The 18168-nt window shown below is 71.0% G+C and carries 13 protein-coding genes, 1 tRNA gene and 1 pseudogene; 6 read left to right on the top strand and 9 right to left on the bottom strand.

Annotated features, from left to right (window positions below; translation table 11 throughout):
* Positions 1-304: pseudogene (locus AB0B89_RS26275) on the top strand (hypothetical protein); the annotation flags it as partial.
* Between the two features lie 131 nt (positions 305-435).
* On the opposite strand, the gene AB0B89_RS26270 reads toward AB0B89_RS26275, so the two are convergent.
* Both AB0B89_RS26270 and AB0B89_RS26265 read right to left on the bottom strand, forming a co-directional pair.
* Positions 436-507: transfer RNA gene (locus AB0B89_RS26270), tRNA-Arg, on the bottom strand.
* A 443-nt stretch (positions 508-950) separates the two neighbouring features.
* Complete coding sequence (locus AB0B89_RS26265; protein WP_358558096.1) at positions 951-1331, bottom strand: NlpC/P60 family protein; 381 nt, start codon at positions 1329-1331, stop codon at positions 951-953.
* Positions 1332-2568: 1237 nt separating this feature from the next.
* Between AB0B89_RS26265 and AB0B89_RS26260 the strand changes: the two genes are divergently transcribed.
* The 3 genes from AB0B89_RS26260 (at position 2569) to AB0B89_RS26250 (ending at position 4866) form a co-directional block, all read left to right on the top strand.
* Entirely contained in the window at positions 2569-3297 is a 729-nt protein-coding gene (locus tag AB0B89_RS26260) for a phytanoyl-CoA dioxygenase family protein (protein WP_358558094.1), read from the top strand.
* Between the two features lie 370 nt (positions 3298-3667).
* Complete coding sequence (locus AB0B89_RS26255; RefSeq protein ID WP_358558091.1) at positions 3668-4063, top strand: response regulator; 396 nt, start codon at positions 3668-3670, stop codon at positions 4061-4063.
* A 179-nt stretch (positions 4064-4242) separates the two neighbouring features.
* A complete protein-coding gene (locus tag AB0B89_RS26250; protein ID WP_358558088.1) occupies positions 4243-4866 on the top strand; it encodes a LysE family translocator in 624 nt (207 codons plus the stop codon).
* A gap of 89 nt (positions 4867-4955) precedes the next feature.
* Here AB0B89_RS26250 and AB0B89_RS26245 read toward each other — a convergent pair whose 3' ends face one another.
* The 3 genes from AB0B89_RS26245 to AB0B89_RS26235 all read right to left on the bottom strand — a co-directional run bounded on the left by AB0B89_RS26245 (position 4956) and on the right by AB0B89_RS26235 (position 9933).
* Positions 4956-5588: a YbhB/YbcL family Raf kinase inhibitor-like protein gene (locus tag AB0B89_RS26245; protein ID WP_358558086.1), complete on the bottom strand. Its 633-nt coding sequence runs from the start codon at positions 5586-5588 to the stop codon at positions 4956-4958.
* Between the two features lie 58 nt (positions 5589-5646).
* A complete protein-coding gene (locus AB0B89_RS26240; RefSeq protein ID WP_358558083.1) occupies positions 5647-7068 on the bottom strand; it encodes a glycoside hydrolase family 16 protein in 1422 nt (473 codons plus the stop codon).
* A gap of 87 nt (positions 7069-7155) precedes the next feature.
* Positions 7156-9933 carry a glycosyl hydrolase gene (locus tag AB0B89_RS26235; protein ID WP_358558080.1) on the bottom strand — a complete coding sequence of 926 codons (2778 nt, stop codon included), beginning with the start codon at positions 9931-9933 and terminating at the stop codon, positions 7156-7158.
* A gap of 595 nt (positions 9934-10528) precedes the next feature.
* Between AB0B89_RS26235 and AB0B89_RS26230 the strand changes: the two genes are divergently transcribed.
* Both AB0B89_RS26230 and AB0B89_RS26225 read left to right on the top strand, forming a co-directional pair.
* Positions 10529-10771, top strand: coding sequence for a family 1 glycosylhydrolase (locus tag AB0B89_RS26230; protein WP_358558077.1), 243 nt, complete (start codon positions 10529-10531; stop codon positions 10769-10771).
* 28 nt (positions 10772-10799) lie between these two features.
* On the top strand, positions 10800-11795 hold the full coding sequence (locus AB0B89_RS26225; RefSeq protein WP_358558074.1) for a LacI family DNA-binding transcriptional regulator: 996 nt from the start codon (positions 10800-10802) through the stop codon (positions 11793-11795).
* A 15-nt stretch (positions 11796-11810) separates the two neighbouring features.
* On the opposite strand, the gene AB0B89_RS26220 is transcribed toward AB0B89_RS26225, so the two are convergent.
* The 4 genes from AB0B89_RS26220 to AB0B89_RS26205 all read right to left on the bottom strand — a co-directional run bounded on the left by AB0B89_RS26220 (position 11811) and on the right by AB0B89_RS26205 (position 18104).
* Positions 11811-13028 (bottom strand): hypothetical protein, encoded by a 1218-nt coding sequence (locus tag AB0B89_RS26220; RefSeq protein ID WP_358558071.1) that lies wholly within the window; start codon positions 13026-13028, stop codon positions 11811-11813.
* 37 nt (positions 13029-13065) lie between these two features.
* Positions 13066-16032: a DUF4153 domain-containing protein gene (locus AB0B89_RS26215; protein ID WP_358558068.1), complete on the bottom strand. Its 2967-nt coding sequence runs from the start codon at positions 16030-16032 to the stop codon at positions 13066-13068.
* Positions 16029-16712, bottom strand: coding sequence for a response regulator transcription factor (locus tag AB0B89_RS26210; RefSeq protein WP_358558065.1), 684 nt, complete (start codon positions 16710-16712; stop codon positions 16029-16031). Before AB0B89_RS26210 ends, AB0B89_RS26215 begins: the two co-directional genes overlap by 4 nt.
* Before the next feature lie 174 nt (positions 16713-16886).
* Positions 16887-18104, bottom strand: a complete 1218-nt coding sequence (locus AB0B89_RS26205) for a cellulose-binding domain-containing protein (protein ID WP_358558062.1) — start codon at positions 18102-18104, stop codon at positions 16887-16889.
* Between the last annotated feature and the right edge of the window lie 64 nt (positions 18105-18168).

Genomic DNA, 18168 nt, shown 5'->3' with positions numbered 1-18168 from the left:
GGACGAACTGAGGGAGATCATTATGATCGACTACACGACCAGGTGGTCCCTTCCTCGTGGCAACTGGGTGGTCCCATCAGGCTGGCAAGCGACACCTCAGCAGGTGGCCTCTCCGCTGGCCGGCCGTCCGTACGACCTGCGGCACGCCGCCCTGTCCACGTGGCTCAACGCCGGCGTGGACGCCACCGAGGTAGCCGCCCGCGCCGGCAACAGCGTGGAGGTTCTCCTGAAGCGCTATGCCAAGTGCCTGGATGGCCGTCAGGAGCAGAACAACCGCCGGATCGAGGCCGCGTTCACCCCGTGAGATCCGGTCCAGGATTGGTCCACAACTAGCGAGCGCCAATGAGAACGGGCGGGACTCCGTGAGACTGGAGGCCCGCCCGCTTCTGCGTTGTACACCCTGGTCAGCGCGTGTTTCCGCTGGCCTGGATCTTGTGCCCCCTGCAAGATTCGAACTTGCGCTCCCGGCTCCGGAGGCCGGTGCTCTATCCCCTGAGCTAAGGGGGCTCAACGAGTGGTAAGGCTACCAGCATCTGAGGGTCTTCGGTTACTCGGAAGCCCGCTAGCGATCAAGTACCCGGTGAGGCGGTGCCGGGAGAGGCGGGCCGGGAGAAGCCGGGGAGCGGTACAGGCGATACCGGAACAGGCGGGCCGGGAGAAGCCGGGGAGCGGTACAGGCGATACCGGAACAGGCGGGCCGGGAGAAGCCGGGAGCGGTACAGGCGGCCGGGAGAGGCGGGACCCGCTAGGCATGGCGCACCATGCCTAGCGGGTCAATGCGCACCATGCCTCCGGGTCACACGGTGCCTCACAGTTCACGCGCACCTCACGGATCACATGAGGCCGCATGCGCCTCGTGGGTCACAGGCCGTTTCCGGCGCGCGCTATGTCTCGCTGGGCATACCCGTGCCTCGTACAGGAAGGACCGTGCCTGCTCTGTGGGTGGGGATTCATTTTCCCGGGCGGATCGCGCCTCGGTAGCGCGAACGGTAGTAGAGGGAGTGGGCGAAGTCGACCTTGCGCACCACGTCGCCAGACTTGGGCGCGTGCACCATCACTCCGTCTTTGAGGTAGATGCCCACGTGGGTGGGATCGCCGCTGCCGCCACCGAAGAAGACGAGATCTCCTGGCCTGAGCTTCGAGAAGGGGATCTTGGTGCCTTTGGTGAACTGGCTGCCGGTGTAGTGAGGAAGCGAGACACCCGCCCGAGCCCAGGCATAGAGGGCCAGCCCGGAACAGTCGAAGCCGCCACGCGTCGCCCCGGTCACGGACCCTCCACCCCAGACGTACGGCGTACCAAGCTGGCGAAGCGCGGCGGTCGCGGCGATCACCCCGGACACCGCCTGGCGTGACCGAGAGGTGGAGGCGGCCTTCGCAGCCGCCGCCCCCGACACCCCATCGCGCGACCGGGCGGTGCTGGAGGTCAAGGGAGGCTGCAGGTGCTCCTCGGTGTGTGCGGGTTGGTGGATTCGGGCGAGGGTCTCGTCGTCGTTCTCATGTCCGTCCGTTCCGCCGGGGCCCCGGCCATGGGTGGGCCAGGACCACATGCGTGCGCCCGGTGAGCCGTGTGGATCTATCTGGTGCCGAGGTGCCCCTGGAGTGGATCGCGGGGGTGGTGTGGTGGACAGTGGGGGTTCAGAAGCTTGAGGCGAGTGGAGAGGACCGCCCTCGGAGCGGTGGCTGGGATGGACTTTCGAGGGGTTGGCTGAAGCAACGGTACTAATCGTGTCGTCGCAGATGGTGGTTGCCGGGCCGGTGGCGAGGTTTCGGAGCCAGGCGGAGGCGACCTGTCGCGACGGTGCCGGGATGGTGACTCGCCAGTGGATGGGCGGCTTGGCGGGCAGCCGGGTGGGGATGGCGTCGAGCCACTTGTGGAGAGCAGCGTCGGACCAGCGTGGCAGAGCGGTGTCGGACCAGCGGGGAAGCGCCGCGTCGGACCAGGCCACTGGGGCGGCTTGGAACCACGGTGACGAGGAGGCGTGGTGCCGGCGGACCGGGTGGAGACTTCGTGACCCTGCGGGGGGTTCGAGGCCGGGAAGCCAGCGGACCTGCGCGCATCGGCCGGCAGGCAGGCGCGGAACGCCCTCGCCGGAACCTCCGGAAAGGGCCGCCCCCGTGACAAGGACGGTGGTGACGAGCATCGTGATCACAGATGCCCTCCTAGGGCTCGATGAGGAATCGAGGCCCCAGGATCATTTGGACGGGCTCAGGCGCGCCGGACCGAATCCCGCTCTGTGCATAAACCACGGTTGTGGATACGCAGCGCCCTTCATGCACATCCTCTGATCTGCGGTGGAGAGGGCTTCCGGCCAGGTGAGGGTGCGGTTTGTGGATAAGCCGGGTAGTCCACCGCTCCTTGGCGGAGCGTTCGAGCCCGGCACAAAGACTGCGTCCGAAGCGCCAGGGCCAGCAGTCGGGAAAGGATGGCCGTATCCCCTGCGAGCTTATGGCCTGCTGACAAAGGAACTTGGGATCTGCGCGTAGGGTATGAGACTCGACACCCGATAGGCCGCGCGCGCCGATACCGCCATCCGTTAATCGGTTGCGCCTGTGGTTAACGTGATTGTCATGGCAGCGATCGATGGTGAGACGTTCGTCCGCGACGGGTTCGTGAAGGTGTCCGCGACGGTGGCGCTGGAGCTGGCCGAGGCGGCGCTGGCGCAGGTGTGGGAGCAGTTGGGCGGGCGCTCCCCCGGCGATCCGTCCGGCTGGGACGAGCCGGTGATGTGGGCGTCGGACCTGAGCGGTCAGGGGCCGCTGGGCCAGATGGCGCGCAGCGCTCGGCTGGCGCGGGCACTGGATGAGGTGTGCGGGGCGGACGGCTGGGCACCGCGTGGCGCGCTGGGCATGATCCCGGTACGGTTTCCCGGCAAGGCTGCGGTCGACGATCGCGGGTGGCACATCGATGCGAATGTGGCCCTGCCCGACGGGACGTACGCGGTCAGCGGGCGGCCGGAGATGATGCTGGTGCTGACGTTGCTGTCGCGGGTGGGCCCGGATGACGCGCCGACGCGGATCCGGGTGGGTTCTCACCGGGCGGCGGGGGCGGCGCTCGCGGGGCAGGTGCTGGACCCGATGAAGGCCGGGCCGGTGGTCGACGAGGCCACGCGAGACTTCCCGGTGGCGCACGCCACGGGCGAGCCGGGCGATGTGTTCCTGGTGCACCCGTTCACCGTGCACGCCGCCGACGAGCACCGGGGGGCGCGGCCGCGGTTCATGGCGCAGGGGCCGGTGCTGCTGAGGCAGCCGGTTTCGCCGGAGGCGGGCAATCTGCTGGGGCTGGCACTGGCCGGCTGACGTCCGCGGAGACCGACGGTCCCGGCGCGTGAGGCCAGGCGGCAGCGTTGTGTGATCCCGCCGCGCATGTGATCCCGCCGCGCGTGTGATCCCGCCGCGCGGGTGCTGAGCGGCGGATGACCACCACGCGCCCCAGCAGGCAGACCCAAGGTCGATGACGTGGCCGACCCGCAGGGCCAACTGGTAAAGCAGCTTCGGCCCGATCACCCTTGGGCTCATCCTCACCAGCAGAGGTCTCGGAGGTCTCCAACGCGCTCGACGGTAACCGGCGCCGCTGACAGTCGCCGACTTGTTCTCATGGAGGATCAAGCCCTTAGGAACTTCGGAAAAGGACTCGCGAGACTTCGTCTTAGGGTTTAGCCTCGCGGCTGTGGACGAGGTTCTGGGACGCGTGCTGGTCGTGGACGACGACGAGGTAATCCGACAGCTCATCGCCGTGAATCTCAGCCTGGAGGGCTTCCAGGTCGAGACGGCGACCGACGGGCAAGACTGCCTGGAGCGGGTGGAGTCCGTACGACCTGACGTGATCACGCTGGACGTGATGATGCCGCGCCTGGACGGCTGGATGACGGCGACGAAGCTTCGCGCCGACGAGAGCACCAAGCGCATCAAGATCATGATGATCACCGCCCGGGCCCAGGAAGACGACAAGAAGCGTGGCCTCGGCATAGGCGTCGACGCCTACCTCACCAAGCCGTTCGATCCTGCCGAGCTGATCCAAGCAGTGCGGGACCTCGCCCTGGACGCCCGCACCACAAGTGCCTGACCCCGGGCGACCTTCTACCGGCGCCTGTCCCCGGACGCCCGCACCAGCGGCGCACCCCGGCCGGCGCGAACGCCAGAAGCCCACGAAGCACACGAACACCGACGTGAACGGGATTGGACGTGAAATCGGGCCATGAATGGCTCTCTGTTTCGCGCCGAAAGGATTCTAGGGTCGAGGCCATGATCTCCCCCTCGACCTTGCTGATCTTCTCGCTGGCCGCCGTCGCGCTGGTCGTCGTCCCCGGTCCCAACAACCTCTACATCACCGCCAGGGGCATCTCCCAGGGCAGGGCGGCCGCGGTCGCGTCGGCCGTCGGGGTGGAGACGGGAACCCTGGTCCACATCGCCGCGGCGGCGGCCGGGCTCTCGTACCTGATCGCCAGGTCGGCGGCGGCGTTCGCCGTCGTGAAGTGGGCCGGCGCCGCCTACCTCGTCTATCTCGGGATCCGGACGCTGACCAGCGGCCGGGAGGCGACCGCCAGCGCCGCGACCGGCCAGCCTCTCCACCGGATCTTCCTCGAAGGCGTGGTCGTCAACGTGCTCAACCCGAAGGTCATCCTGTTCTTCCTCGCCTTCCTCCCCCAGTTCGTGGATCCGGCGGCGGGGTCTCCCGCGCTGCAGATCGTGGTGCTGGGCGTGACCCTTCTCCTGCTCGGCATCGCGAGCGACATGGTCTACGCCGTCGGCGCGGGCACGTTGAGCCGGTTGCTGCACGGAAGGCAGAAGCCGCTGAAGTACTTCAGCGGCTGCGTCTACCTCGGACTCGGCGTCGCCACCGCGCTTACCGGCGGCCGGACCCGCTGAGCGACGGCCGTACCCGCTGACTGTCGGCGGCGTGCCCGCTGACCGGCCGACGGCCGTGCCGGCTGATCGGTCAGAGGCAAGCCAGGGCGTCAGCTTCCCCAGGTGCCGATCGTCTCGCCTGAGGTGAGGGCCGCGTCCTTGATCTTCCTGTGCACTTCCCGGGCATCGCCGCCGGGCTTGATCGGGCCACGCAGGGCGTACACGATGAAGTGGTAGTGGTGCACGCCGCCGGGTGGGCACGGACCCGCGTACATGGGCCTGCCGTCGCTGCCCGGCGCCGTCCTGCCGGGGGCGCCGCCCTCGCCGACGCCGCTCTCGGAGGCCGGGATGCCGGTCACGATCCAGTGGACGTACGACCCGCCGGGCGCGTCGGGGTCATCCACCACGATCGCCAGCTCGCGCGCCGGCCCGGGGACACCGCTCCAGGCCAGCGGAGGCGAGACGTCCCGGCCTCCCTGGCTCCCGCAGACGTACTTCCGCGGGATCGGCGCGCCCTCGGCGAAGGCCGGGCTGCTCACCTGGAGCCCGGCAGACGGCGAACCGGCTCCAGCCGAAGGCGAGCCGCCCCCGGCCGAGGGCGCGTCGACTCCGGCCGAAGGCGCGTCGACTCCGGCCGAGGGTGAGCCGGCTCGCGCCGAGGGTGAGGCGCCTTCGGCGGAGCATCCCGCGAGGACGGCCAGCAGGAGCCCGCCACAGACCACACCGAGCTTGCCGATCTTCATCCGTCCAGGTTAACGCCACCACGGCCCGCGCCCGGCCAAGGCGCGGGCCGCTGGCGAATCAGTTGCCGAAGGTGAACCAGTTGAGGTTGACGTAGTCGGCCGGCTGGCCGCTGGAGAAGGTGATGTACACGGTGTGGGTGCCGGTTACCCCCGTGATGTTGGCAGGTACGGTGCGCCAGCTCTGCCACCCGCCCGTGTTGCCGACGGCGAAGTCACCGATCGGCGCGGCGGTCGGGCTGTCCAGCCGTACCTGGACCAGGCCGCTGGCTCCGCCCGCCGCTCCGGACGCGACCCGAGCCACGAACTGCGTGGCGGCGGACGTGCCGAACCTCACCCCGTCGTACCGGAGCCAGTCGCCGTTGCCGATCTGCGAGACGTTCTGGCCGCCTCCGCTGTCGGTCGTGGTCTCCAGCCCGGTACCGGACTGGGCCTGGTAGCTCTCCGCCTGGATGGTCGACCGCGCGTCGAAGCCGCCGCCGGGCGGGGGGCTCGGCGTGGGCGAGCCCGGCGGGGGCGTCGAGCCGGAGCCGCTCTGCCAGACGGCGACGTAGTCGACGACCATCGGACGTCCCGACACGGTGGCCGCCGTCGGCGTCGAACCGCCGAGCGCGTTGGGGAAGGCGCCGCCCATGGCCACGTTGAGCAGGAGGAAGTAGCCCGCGTGGCTGGTCATGTTGCTCCACGTGCCGGCGTCCATCTGGTTCTCGGCGACGCTGTGGAACTGCTGCCCGTCCACGTACCAGCGGAGCTGGTTGGGGCTGACGCTACGGTCCCACTCGAAGCGGTAGGTGTGCATGGCCGACTGGCAACTGGCGCCCGGGCAGGCCCGGTTGGCGCCGATGCCGGTCGTCTCGTTGCACGGCCCGCCGGGGTTCACGCCGCAGTGCAGGACGCCCCAAACCGCGTTGAGCCCGTTGACGTTCTCCATGATGTCGAACTCGCCGGTGCTGGGCCAGTTCCAGTAGTTGCCCCTGTACGGCGAGCCCAGCGCCCAGAACGCCGGCCAGTAGCCGAGCGCCTCGTTCCCGGTGACGTTGGGCATCTGGATGCGGCCCTCGATGCGCAGGACGCGCCCGGCCTGCGGCTTGAAGTCGGCCCGGCGGGTCTCGATGCGGGCGGAGGTCCACTCGCCCGAGCCGCTCTTGATGGGCGTGATGCGCAGGTTGCCCGCCCCGTCGAGGCTGAGGTTGGAAGGGCTCGCGGTGTAGTTCTGAATCTCACCGGTGCCCCAGTTGCCCGGACCGCCCGGGTAGGCGTGACCGGTGTCGATGATCCAGTCGGCCGACGACGGGAGGGAGCCCGCCGAGCCGTTGAAGTCGTCGCTCCACACCAGGCTCCAGCCGCTCGGCGTGGTGGGTACGGCCGCGCCCGCGGACCCGCCGGTGGCGGTCATCGCGATCACGGGGATGAGGGCCGCGCCTATGGCGGCCAGCAGGAGGCGAAGCCGGGGACGGCCTCGGGGCACCGGACCGGTGGACATGATGATCCTCTTCTCTGGTGGGGGCAGATCACACACTTTCCGCGAGGACGGGCGCCGGCCCGGCGACCCGGGCCGGCGCCGCCGCTGTCAGCTGAACGGGATTGTGACCACGGAGCGGTTGCCGATCCCGAGCGAGGTCGGGTTGGTCCCGATCGCGCTCCAGATCTCGACCTTCACGCGGCCGTTGGTGAGGTTGCCGAGGGTCCCCGACGAGGACGCGAGGCCCGCCGCCTGGGTGGAGTGCTCCCAGCCGGCGACCGGATCGGTGGCGAAGTACTTGTAGGTCTCCACGCGGTCGTACGTGCCGTCGCCCGTCAGGTCGTACGAGACCCGGGTCTGGACGCCGTTGCCCACCGAGGTTCCCGCGTCGAGGAACAGGTCGAACGCGGTGGCGGCGCCGGTGTAGGACATGGTCAGGCCCGTCGAGGTGTAGACGAGCGGGTTGTAGGGGGTGCCGTCGTGGGTGACGCCGCCGGCCGAGGGGACCGTGTCCGATCCGGCCGTGCCGCTGGTGGCCGACAGCGCGCCGCCGGTCAGCAGGTAGCGGGTCGGGGAACCCGGCGTCGGGGTGGTAGTCGGCGTCGGGGACACGGTGGGAGTCGGGGTCGGGGTGGGTGACGGGGAGCCGCCCGCGCTGGTGGCGGTCGACGCGGCGGGAACCGTGAGCTTCTTGCCGTCGGAGAAGGTGACGGTGCGGGCGGCGGTCCCGTAGTTGTGCGCCACGTAGGTGCGCGTTCCGTTGAGGCTGAAGACCGCGGCCGTCGGGGTGTCGGCGGTCACCGCCGCGTCGACCGTGCCGAGCCTGGCCAGGTTGTAGATCCAGTGGTACTCGTGGGCCTTGGTCTCCCCTGCCTCCGGGGTGTAGGCGTTCCACCCCGCGTCCCAGTTGGCCTTGGCGGCGGCCGGGTCGGCGAGCGCCCGGTACTCCCAGATGATGTCGCGCCACTCCACCGCCGGGCCGCCGTTGCCGGCCTCCATCTCGGCCAGGCCGGCCCTCACCTTGTTCGGGTAGAGCCCGTGGTACAGCGAACCGCCCGTGATGGGCAGGTAGTTGATGCCGTGGATCTCCTCGGGGTTGCCGGTCCACCAGGTGCCGTAGGCGGCGCCGTCGCCCCAGATCATGCCGGCGGTGTCATGGCTGAAACCCGCGGGGAAGACGACGTTGTCCACGTCGAACCAGTACTGCCCGATGGTGGCCGCCTGCGTGGTGTACAGGTAGATGCCGAGGTCGCGCAGGGAGTTGTCCCCGGTCGCCGCGCCCAGCAGCAGCGCTCCGGTCGCGAAGTTCATGCCCTCGGAGGACGACTCCTCGTTGTTCCCCGCCGCGAAGCCCGCGTGGCCCGACGCCCAGCCGTTGCCCGCGTAGGCGTCGAAGTTGCGCAGGAACGGGAAGCGCGTGTCCGTGCGGTCCCAGTTGTTCGCGTCCTTCGCCAGCAGTTTCGCCATGCCGCCCCACTGGCCGTCGGTCGCCCACGCCCGGTCGTACCGTGCCACCGTGGCGGCGGCCATGAGGTAGTAGCCGTAGTGGAAGTGGTGGTCGTTGACCTCGGAGTCGCTGCCGTACGAGGCGGGGTAGCCGGTCAGGATGCCCCACGTGCCGTCGTACCTGAACTGCTCGCCGCCGGCGGTGAACCAGCTCTGCAGCTCGGTCTTGAGCATCCCGAGAAGCTTGTCGCGGGACGCGGTGTCACCGAGCTGTTCGGCGATGGGCACGAGCTGCGCGAGCCGCCCGAGGGTCTTGCCCGTCCCGTAGGTGTCGCCCATGCCCCCGAGCGGGTCGCCCGCCGCTCCCTGCTTGACGAAGTCGCCGAGCCGCGCCCGGTCGTAGGCGCCGAGGTCCGGCAGTGCAGGCAGGACGCCGTGGAAGGTCTGCCGGGTGCTGAACGACGCGCCCTCGCGCAGCTTCATCGTGCCGCGCGGCGACACGTAGGTGTAGGTGGTGAGCGGGTCGGTGGTGGCGAGCCACTGGTGGCGGTAGAGCGCCTGCAGCGTCCCCGTCTCGGTGCCTTCCTTGGCCGTGGTCGTCGCGGTGTAGGTGGTCGTGAGGCGGGCGGCGGCCTCGTCGTACGACCAGCTCACCTTGGTGCCGGTGACGAAGGAGTAGGCGTACTTGGCGAACAGGTCGAGCGCGCCGCGGGCGGGCAGGGCCGCGACGGAGTAGTAGTTCTTGCCGCCGAGGGCGACGGTCGCCGCCGTTCCCGCGATGGTCCAGTCGGTGCCGGTCGGCGCGAACAGGGCGTAGTCGTGCCCGTTGACCGTGGCCCCGAGCACGTTGCCCCGGTCGGCCCAGATCGTGGGCGTCGCGACGAAGCTGACCTGTGCGTTCCCGCCGGACGGAGTGGCGTAGACGAACGGCAGCCCGTGCCCGATGGTCGCGCGCAGCGTGCGGGCGCCGTCGGACCAGTAGGGGGTGACGGTCCAGTCGGACCAGCCGTCCACCTGGGTGCTCGGCGCGTTGAGGCCGGTCACGCCAAGGGTGAGGTCGCGGGCGTGGGTGTAGTCGTACTGCGACGCGGAGATCGTGGGCGAGGTCGGGTAGCTGACCTCAAGGCCGCCCGCGACGGCGTGGAAGGCCAGCGGGTGGGCGTACATGTTCTCGGAGTAGGGGTTGCCCGCGTACCGCTGGAAGGCCAGCGAGGACCACCAGTCGTTCGTCGGGACCTTCGCCGTGACGGCAGAGGTGATCTTGGGGGTCACCGGCGCGCCGGCGTTGTTGGACGGGCCGACGGCTCCGGCGGGAAGGTCGGTCGTGTAGCTGCCGACCCCCACGGTGACGGTGGCGGCGCTGGCGGAGGTGACGGGGACGGTGGCGAGCAGGCCTGCCAGCAGGGTGGCGACGGCCAACCCGGCGGACCGTCGTCTCAAGGAGGGGTTCCTGGGGAGATCGGTGGTCATGCGGCGTGACTTTCGTCGTGGGGGGACCGGCCCGCCTCGACGAGGCGGAGGCCGGCGACAACTCCTACCGCGGGCCCGACGGCCGTTCGAGGCCCGCACAGCGCTGGGATCCAGGTGTTCGCGTCGACGTAACTTGCTTGTAACGCTCTCAGCGCCGCTGACGCTAGATGGGCTGACAAGCCGTGTCAACAGCCAGAGAATGTTTCTCGTAGATCATGAGAGCGCTCTCCACTCTTGCTCGGCGACGGCGACGGCGGCCCGCCGCGCCGTCGGCCTTCCCATCAGGGACGAAACCCCATGTTCAGGACACCAGACCCCATCTCACTGGGATCGTCGAGATAATCGGAAAGAACCTTTATCATGGGGACGCTTCCCGGCACGGATCGGCTCCGCGCCCGCCCGGAGCCGAGAGCGCTCTCTTTTGATCATCGAGAGAGGGCTCCCGCGGGCACGCGCGAGGGGCTCGCCCGGCGGGCGGCGGGGGGCGCCGTTCCGCTCCCGCCCGGCCACGGCCTGCCCCGGCAGGCAGATCATCGGAGGAACACATGCAGGGGGCGGTCAGGCGATGACGACCACTCGCGCGGACGTCCCGGAGCGCGCCCACCCCGGCGGCCTCGCCGTGCTGCAGGGTGACGCGGATTTCCGGGGGTCTCTCGTAAGGTCGCGACCGAGTGACTTCCAGTGGCACGATGGGTACCGCCGGAGGCTCGGGATCGTGTACGCCGACTGCGAGACCCAGCGCCGGCTCCCCAAGGACAGCGGGCTGGGCTACCGGGATGTCATCCGGGGGAACGGCCTCACCCCATGACCGACCCGAGGAAGACAGGGCTCTGCGAATGAAACGACCCACCCTGGAAGCGGTCGCCGCGCGAGCGGGCGTTTCCCGGGCGACCGTCTCGCGGGTCGTCAACGGCCAGTCGACGGTGACCCCGGAGATCAGGGACACGGTGCTGCGGGCCGTGAGCGAGCTGGGATACGTCCCCAACTCGGCCGCCCGGAGCCTGGTCACCCAGCGCACCGACTCCATCGCCCTGGTGATCTCCGAGCCGGCGACCAGGGTGTTCTCCGACGACCGGCTGTTCTCGATGGTGGTCCGCACGGTCAGCAGCGAGCTTGAGTCGTCCGACAAGCAGATCGTGCTCATGCTCGCCAGCTCGCCGCGCGGCCACGAGCGTGTGGAGCGTTACATATCCAGCGGGCACGTCGACGGGGTCCTGCTCCTGTCCATGCACGGCGCCGACCCGCTCCCCGCCGCACTCAACCGCATGGGCGTGCCGGTCGTGTCGTACGGCAGGCCCGCCGTGGCCGTGGCCCTGCCGTACGTCGACAACGACAACGTGGGCGGCGCCGGGGCGGCCGTGCGGCACCTGCTCGCCACGGGCAGGCGCCGCATCGCGACCATCGCCGGCCCCCAGGACATGATCGGCGGCCAGGACCGCCTGACCGGCTACCGCGACGCCCTGCGCGACTCCGACCGCCGGTCGATCGTCGCCGTCGGCGACTTCACCCGCGCCTCGGGCGCCGACGCGATGCGGCAGCTCCTGGAGGACGACCCCGCGCTCGACGCCGTGTTCGCGGCGAACGACGAGATGGCGATCGGCGCGCTGCGCGCCCTGCGCCGGGCGGGGCGCCGCGTGCCCGACGACGTGGCCCTGGTGGGCTTCGACGACATCGAGGCCGCGGCCTACACCGATCCGCCGCTCACCACCGTCCGCCAGCCGATCGTCGAGCAGGCGACCGCGATGGTGCGGCTGCTGCTGACACCCGCCAAGGACCGCGTGACCGACCACATCATCCTGCCCAGCGAGCTGGTCATCCGCGAGTCCGCCTGAGCGGCGCGCCGGGGGTCAGGCCTTGTGGCCGAGTGCCCCCGGGATGCGGTTCAGGACGCTGTACGGCACGAGCCCGTAGGCGTGGAAGTCGACGGCGTCACCGCCCGCGGCCTTGACCGCGCGCACCTTGGCGGCCAGCCGGTCCTCCGAGTCGGTGTCGGGACGGCCGGGGCGGAGCACCACCCGGAGCTCCCTGTCGTTGCCGACCGAACGGCGGTAGGCGCCCACGTCGTCGGCCACCCGGGCGGCGTCCCTGGCGTAGGCGAGCACCCCGAAGGACGGCACGAGGTCGCCGAGCGCGACCAGGTCGACGCCGAGCTGCCAGGCGTCGTGCGCGGCGAGGCCTGCCGGGGGCAGGCCGTCGGCGTACCCCTTCCTGTGGCCCGTGCCGTCGAGGAAGGTCAGCTTGGAGCCCTCGGCGGCCACCGCCGACGACACCTCGCTGACCAGTGAGGTCACCGTCTCCGATCGGGCTCGCGCGTACGCCACGACCTCGGGGCCGGCGTAGGCCGTGAGGGCCGCGCGCGTCACCTCGCCCTGCGCGGGCGGGTCGCCGTCGAGTACCCCGCCGACGATGCGGGCGCACTCCTCCCGCGCGACCTCCGCCTTGACCCCGAGGTCGGCCGCGCGCCGCATGCACCACGAGCAGAAGCACAGCCCGAACAGGAACTCGTCCATCGGGCCGAGCGGGACGAAGCACCTCTCCTGCTGGTACCCCTGGGCGAACGCCCCGAAGTGCAGGGAATCGGCCACCACGCTGCTCACCCCCTGCCGGGCCACCGACCTCGCCAGGGCGACGGCGTACAGGCGGACGTCGGGGTGCGCGGGGCACAGGGCCGCCGGGAAGCCGCGCCCGCCGAAGCAGTCGCTCACGGTCACGTCCGGGTCGCGCAGGCCGAGCGTGATGTTGTGCAGGAACACCGTCCACCCGTGCAGGGTCATCCCCCGGTCGGCCGCGGCCTCGCGCAGCGCCACGAGCGGCTCCTCGGCGGCGCCGGCCTGCATGGGCGGCACCAGGCGCAGGCCGCCGAACAGGTCGGCGGGCGGCGTGAAGTGGACGCCGTCGGCGCGGACGGTCACCCGCGAGGCACCGTGCGGGGTGACGTCGCGGGCCCCGTGGTAGGCGGCGGCGACCGTCACCTCGCGCACGCCGTACCCGGCGATCCGGTCGAGGACCTGGCCGACGCCCTCGTCTCGCACGTCCTCGACATAGACGTAAACCGAACCGTCCAACGCAGCCGTGCCTTTCAAGGAGCCCGCTGTGAATGACCTATGTCCCAGGTGACCCTATATCTTGACAGGTGGGCGGAGTCGGCTCCGCCGGTGGGAGGGCGTGGAGCAGGTCGCGGGCCTTCTGGCGCGCGAGGTTCCATCCGTTCCACGGTTCTGGCTCTCCCAGGCTCTCCACGATGGCCATCTTCGACAGCAGGCAGCTACGCGCCGGCTCGGGCAGGGCGTCCACCACCGGTACGGCCTCGGCCCCGAGGTCGCTGAAATAGTCCACGTCGAGCCGTTCGACGCCGCGCTTGTGAAGCTGGCTCTCGGCGACCCGCAGGTCGGGGTTCCAGACGGCGAAGACCACCAGCGACACTCCCGTCAGCAGCACCATCGCGCGCGGGAGCCAGCCGATCCTCTTGCCCGCCAGCCGCATCCCCCCGGCGACGAGCACGACCGCGAACACCGCGCCGAGCCACCAGATGGTCGCCCCGACCGAAGCCCGCAGCCGCGACAGGCCGTACGCGTCGGTGTAGAGGCCGAGCCGGTGCAGTGCCGAGGCGAGGATCACCAGCGTGAGGCCGCACAGCAGGCCGAGCAGTCCGGCGAGCAGCCAGCGCTCCCTGCCTTTGGGCGCGAGCACACCGGCGGCCACCGCGACGAGGCCGAGCACGAACACGCTGACCGTGACCAGCTCGAAGAAGCCCGACCTGGCGTACTCGGCGTAGGTCAGCCCCGCCGTCTCCACGACCTTGCGGTTGCCGCCGAAGAGCGTGGTGATCTGCACGCCCACGAAGGAGGCGAACAGCAGGTTCAGCGCCACCAGCGGAGTGATCCACAGGGTGCCGCTCACGGTCGCGCGCAGGTTGGGCGTGGCCGGCTCGACCGGCGGCCTCAGGGCGACGAGCGTCGCCGCCCCCACCAGCGCGGCGAACACCACGAAAACGAAGATCCGGAACGGCAGGGACGAGGCCCACGCCGGGGCGGTGAACAGGTGCGCGACGAAGGACGAGAAGACCGCGTCGGCGGAGGCGAACAGCAACCCGAACACGACGATCAGCACCGCGGTCAGGCCGAGCGCCGCGAGCACGGGCCCGACCCGCCGCCGGTTGATCCCCTTCAGCGGCGCCGCGAGGAACCACGGGAGCGGCAGCACCGCGAGGACGACCGACAGCCCGCCCCTGATCACTCCGAGCCAGCCGCGACCGCCTCCCGACACCGCGAGCGCGGCGACCCCGAAGCCGGCGAGCAGCATGGGGGCGACCATCCACTCGGCGTCCCTGAACAGGGCGACGGAGACCAGCGCGTACGCCAGCAGGCCGAACGCCGCCGTCCACGGCGTGATCCGGTGTCTGGCCGCGGGAAGCACCGCCGCGCCGGCGGCGACGGCCACGAGCGCGATCCCGAGTCCCGGCCTGCTGTACGGCAGCGCGATCGCCGCCAGGAGCCCGACCGCCGCCGCCATGAACGGCAGCCTGCGAGGCGTCTCGGGCAGGTCCGGACGCGGGAACAGCGGCGGCGGCACGTAATCCGCCTCCCGCCGCGGCACCGGCCGCACCCCACCCGGGGACACGGCCACCGAGGCGGCGACTCCTGGTGGCGCGGCCACCGGCCCATGCCCGTGCTGCGAACCGGGACCATGCCCCGGCGTGGGGAGGCGTGCGTCTTCTGTACGGACCCGCTCGCCCCCGGTAGGGAGCGGGTCGGTTCCGGAGTCGCCCGGCTCGTCCTTCACGGGAACCGGCTCATCGCCGGAGGGCGCGAGGCCGCCCTCGGTGGGGAGAGAACCGCTCCGGACCTTGGGGTGCTCGGGCTCGGCGGCACGGGGTGGCTCGTTCCCGGTCTCCGAGGGCCCGTCCGCCGGTCGGCCCACAGGGTCACCGGGCCCGGGTGAAGGATCCTCGCCAAGGCTCGCCTCCACCTCGGGTAAACGCTCCTCGCCACGGCTTGGCTTGGGTGCGGATGGTGCGGTGGGGGTTTTGTCGGGTTGGCGGGGTTCTCCCAGGGGCTCGGGTGCGTCGCTCATGGCAGCCTTCCTTCCGGGAAGGTCGACGACCATCCGGCAGCCGACCGGGGAGTCGGCGACTCTGATCGAGCCGCCGTGCAGTTCGACGATCTCCTTGACGATGGCCAGGCCCAGGCCCGCGCCGCCCGCGTCGGCCGCCCGCGCGGTGTCGAGGCGGGAGAACCGCTCGAACACCCGGGGCCGCTCCGGCTCGGGGATGCCCGGCCCCTCGTCGGTCACGCTCAGCCGTACGCCCGCCCCCTCTGGCCGTGCTTCGAGCCGGACCAGCCCGCCGGGCGGGCTGTGCCGCACGCCGTTGTCCAGCAGGTTGGCCAGCACCTGGGCGAGCAGCGCGGGATCGGCCTGGACGCCGAGCCGGGGCGACACCGCGCTCGACAGCGACACGTCGTCGCGCGCGAGGCTCGCCTCCCGTACGGCCTGGCCGCACAGCGGTCCGAGCTCCACCAGTTCGGGCTCGATGGGCCGGGCGCCGGAGTCCAGCCGTGACAGGTCGAGCAGCTGGGCCACCAGTCGTCCGAGGCGTTCGGTCTGGGCCAGGGCCGTGCTCAGCGTGGCGAGGTCGGGCGGGGACACGCCGTCCACGACGTTCTCCAGCACGGCCTGCAACCCGGTGATGGGCGTACGCAGCTCGTGGCTCACGTTGGCGACCAGCTCGCGGCGCTGCCGGTCCACCTCCTCAAGGTCCGCCGCCATCGCGTTGAAGGCACGCGCCAGCTCGCCCACCTCGTCCCGGGATGTCGCCCTGACCCGCATCCCGTACCGGCCCTTGGCGATGGTCTGGGCGGCGGCGGCCATCTCGCGCAGCGGCCCGGTCATGCCCCGGCCGATCAGCTGGACCATACCGAGGCTGAGGAACGCCGCGAGCCCCATGCGCACGGCCGGGACGATGCCCAGCAGGCGGCCGTACTCGTTGAGCGCGAAGGCCGTGGCCACCGCCAGCAGGATGACCAGCCCGAGCTTGATCTTGATCCGGCCGAGGAAGTCGAGCGGCCTCACGGCTTGACCAGCGCGTATCCGACGCCGTGGACCGTACGGACGATGCCCGCGCCGAGCTTGCGGCGCAGCGCCCGTACGTGGCTGTCGACCGTGCGGGTGGCGGCGGCCTCCGAGAAGCCCCAGATGTCGGAGAGCAGCCTCTCGCGCTCGAAGACGTGGCCGGGACGTTCCGCGAGGCGCCTGAGCAGGTCGAACTCGGTGCGGGTCAGCTGGGCCTCGACCCCGCGTACGAACACCCTGCGCTCGGCGGTGTTGATCTCGACGCCGCCGACGCGGATCACCGTGTCCTCGTGCGCGAGCTGCGCCGCCCGTTCGACCCTGCGCAGCAGCGCGTGGATCCTCGCGACGAGCTCGCGCATGCTGAACGGCTTGGTGAGGTAGTCGTCGGCGCCGACGCCGAGGCCGACGAGCAGGTCGGTCTCCTCGCCGAGCGCGGTGAGCATCAGCACGGGGACGGGCCGTGCCGCCTGCATGCGCCGGCACACCTCCACGCCGTCGAGGCCGGGCAGCAGCCTGTCGAGAACGACCAGGTCCGGCTCCGCTCTCGCGTAGGCCGCGAGCGCCGCCTCACCGTCCCCCGCTGTGCGGACGTCGAAGCCCTCGGCGACGAGCCGGCTCTGGAGGGCCAACGCGATGGTCGCGTCGTCCTCGACCACGAGAATGCGCCGCTGGTCTGTCACGCTCGGAAGCCTAGAACGATCTCGTGCAGACAATCCGGGCTTAAATGTGCAGATCCGATGCAGCCTTGATCGGCTTGGCCCGTGACACGACCTCTGGGCGTATCCGCCTGTCTCCACCGCCTCGGTCGGGGGGCCCGGAACGGTTCGCGTTCACCGTTCCGAGCCCCGCCGGGGTCAGCAGGCGATCGGTGAGGATCCGAAGGCGACGTCGTCGAACCAGAGCGTGTCCGCGTCGCCGCCGTAGCTCTCCCAGCCGAGGCGCAGGGTCGCCGGGCGCGGCGGCGTCGTACGGCTGAGCCACTGGGAGTCGACGTCGCGGGTTGGCGTCTGGTCCAGGTGCAGGCCGGCGACCTCCTGGTTGTCGACCCAGGTGCTCATGGCCTGCTTGGTGGTGTCGATCTGGTAGCGCAGGCAGACCCAGCGACCGGTGGGCAGCGGCGTGCTCAGGGCCACACCCGTCGGGCTCTGCTCGGGCAGGGTCGCGTCGTCGGACTCGCGGTTCCACTGGAGAGCGCTGTTCTGCCCGCCGATGCGCAGGTCCTTGTTGCCGTTGGCGGCGTCGGCCATCGTGATCATGGTGACGTGCGAGGCGGGAAGGGCGGTGGTGTGCCGCACCCACATCCGCGCGTACACCACCGGCCCGACCGTGGAGACGTTCTTGGTGGTGCCGACGAATACGTGGTTGCAGTACCCGCCTCCGCCGTTCACCCGGAGGGACTTGGTGCCGCTGTGCGCGGTCGTGGAGTCGATCGCGGCCGTACCGGTGCCCTGGCAGTTGGGCGTCACGACCTGCCAGTCGCCGCTCGGCGTCGAGGACGCCTGGTCGTCGAACCCGGAGCAGACCACGGCGCCCGAGCAGCCCGGAGGCACCGAAGGCGTGGGCGTCGGCGTCGGGGTCGGCGTGGGCGTGGGGGTCGGGGTCGGAGTGACGGTCGGGGTCGGGGTGACGGTCGGGGTCGGCGTCGGCGTGGTGGATCCGTTGCAGGGGACGCCGTTGACGGTGAAGCTCGCCGGGACGGGGTTCGACGCCGCCCACGTGCCCTGGAAGCCGAAGTCGGTCGCCCCGCCGGTCGCCAGCGAGCCGTTGTACGCCAGGTTGACGGCGCTCACGGCTGCCCCGGTCTGGGTGAGCTTCGCGTTCCACGCCGAGGTGACCTTCTGGTCGCCGCCGAAGGTCCACCGCAGATCCCAGGCCGTGATGGCCGGACCGAGGTTGGTCACCTTGACCGAGGCGGTGAACCCGCCGCTCCACTGGTTCACGGTGTAGTCCACCCGGCAGCCGGGGTCCGCGGCCGAGGCGGCGCGGGCCGGCAGGAGCACGGCGGCGACGGCGGCCAGCGTGGCGACGAGGGCGAGGAACCGCCGCCTCGCGCCCGGCCGGACCCTTGCCACCGTGGCTGGACATCCGGCTCGACCGCACGGTGGCTCTGAAGGTGATGCACCGATCGCTGGCCGA

It is taken from the genome of Sphaerisporangium sp. NPDC049002 (assembly GCF_040649355.1).
In the GTDB taxonomy this organism is placed as follows: domain Bacteria; phylum Actinomycetota; class Actinomycetes; order Streptosporangiales; family Streptosporangiaceae; genus Sphaerisporangium.
This window is presented reverse-complemented; position numbering and strand designations above follow the sequence as displayed.

Excerpts from the sequence above, each read along its gene's own strand:
- AB0B89_RS26260 (WP_358558094.1), top strand. The coding sequence starts at position 2,569 with ATGGCAGCGATCGATGGTGAGACGTTCGTCCGCGACGGGTTCGTGAAG.
- AB0B89_RS26240 (WP_358558083.1), bottom strand. The coding sequence starts at position 7,068 with ATGTCCACCGGTCCGGTGCCCCGAGGCCGTCCCCGGCTTCGCCTCCTG.
- AB0B89_RS26250 (WP_358558088.1), top strand. The coding sequence starts at position 4,243 with ATGATCTCCCCCTCGACCTTGCTGATCTTCTCGCTGGCCGCCGTCGCG.
- AB0B89_RS26225 (WP_358558074.1), top strand. The coding sequence starts at position 10,800 with ATGAAACGACCCACCCTGGAAGCGGTCGCCGCGCGAGCGGGCGTTTCC.
- AB0B89_RS26230 (WP_358558077.1), top strand. The coding sequence starts at position 10,529 with ATGACGACCACTCGCGCGGACGTCCCGGAGCGCGCCCACCCCGGCGGC.
- AB0B89_RS26245 (WP_358558086.1), bottom strand. The coding sequence starts at position 5,588 with ATGAAGATCGGCAAGCTCGGTGTGGTCTGTGGCGGGCTCCTGCTGGCC.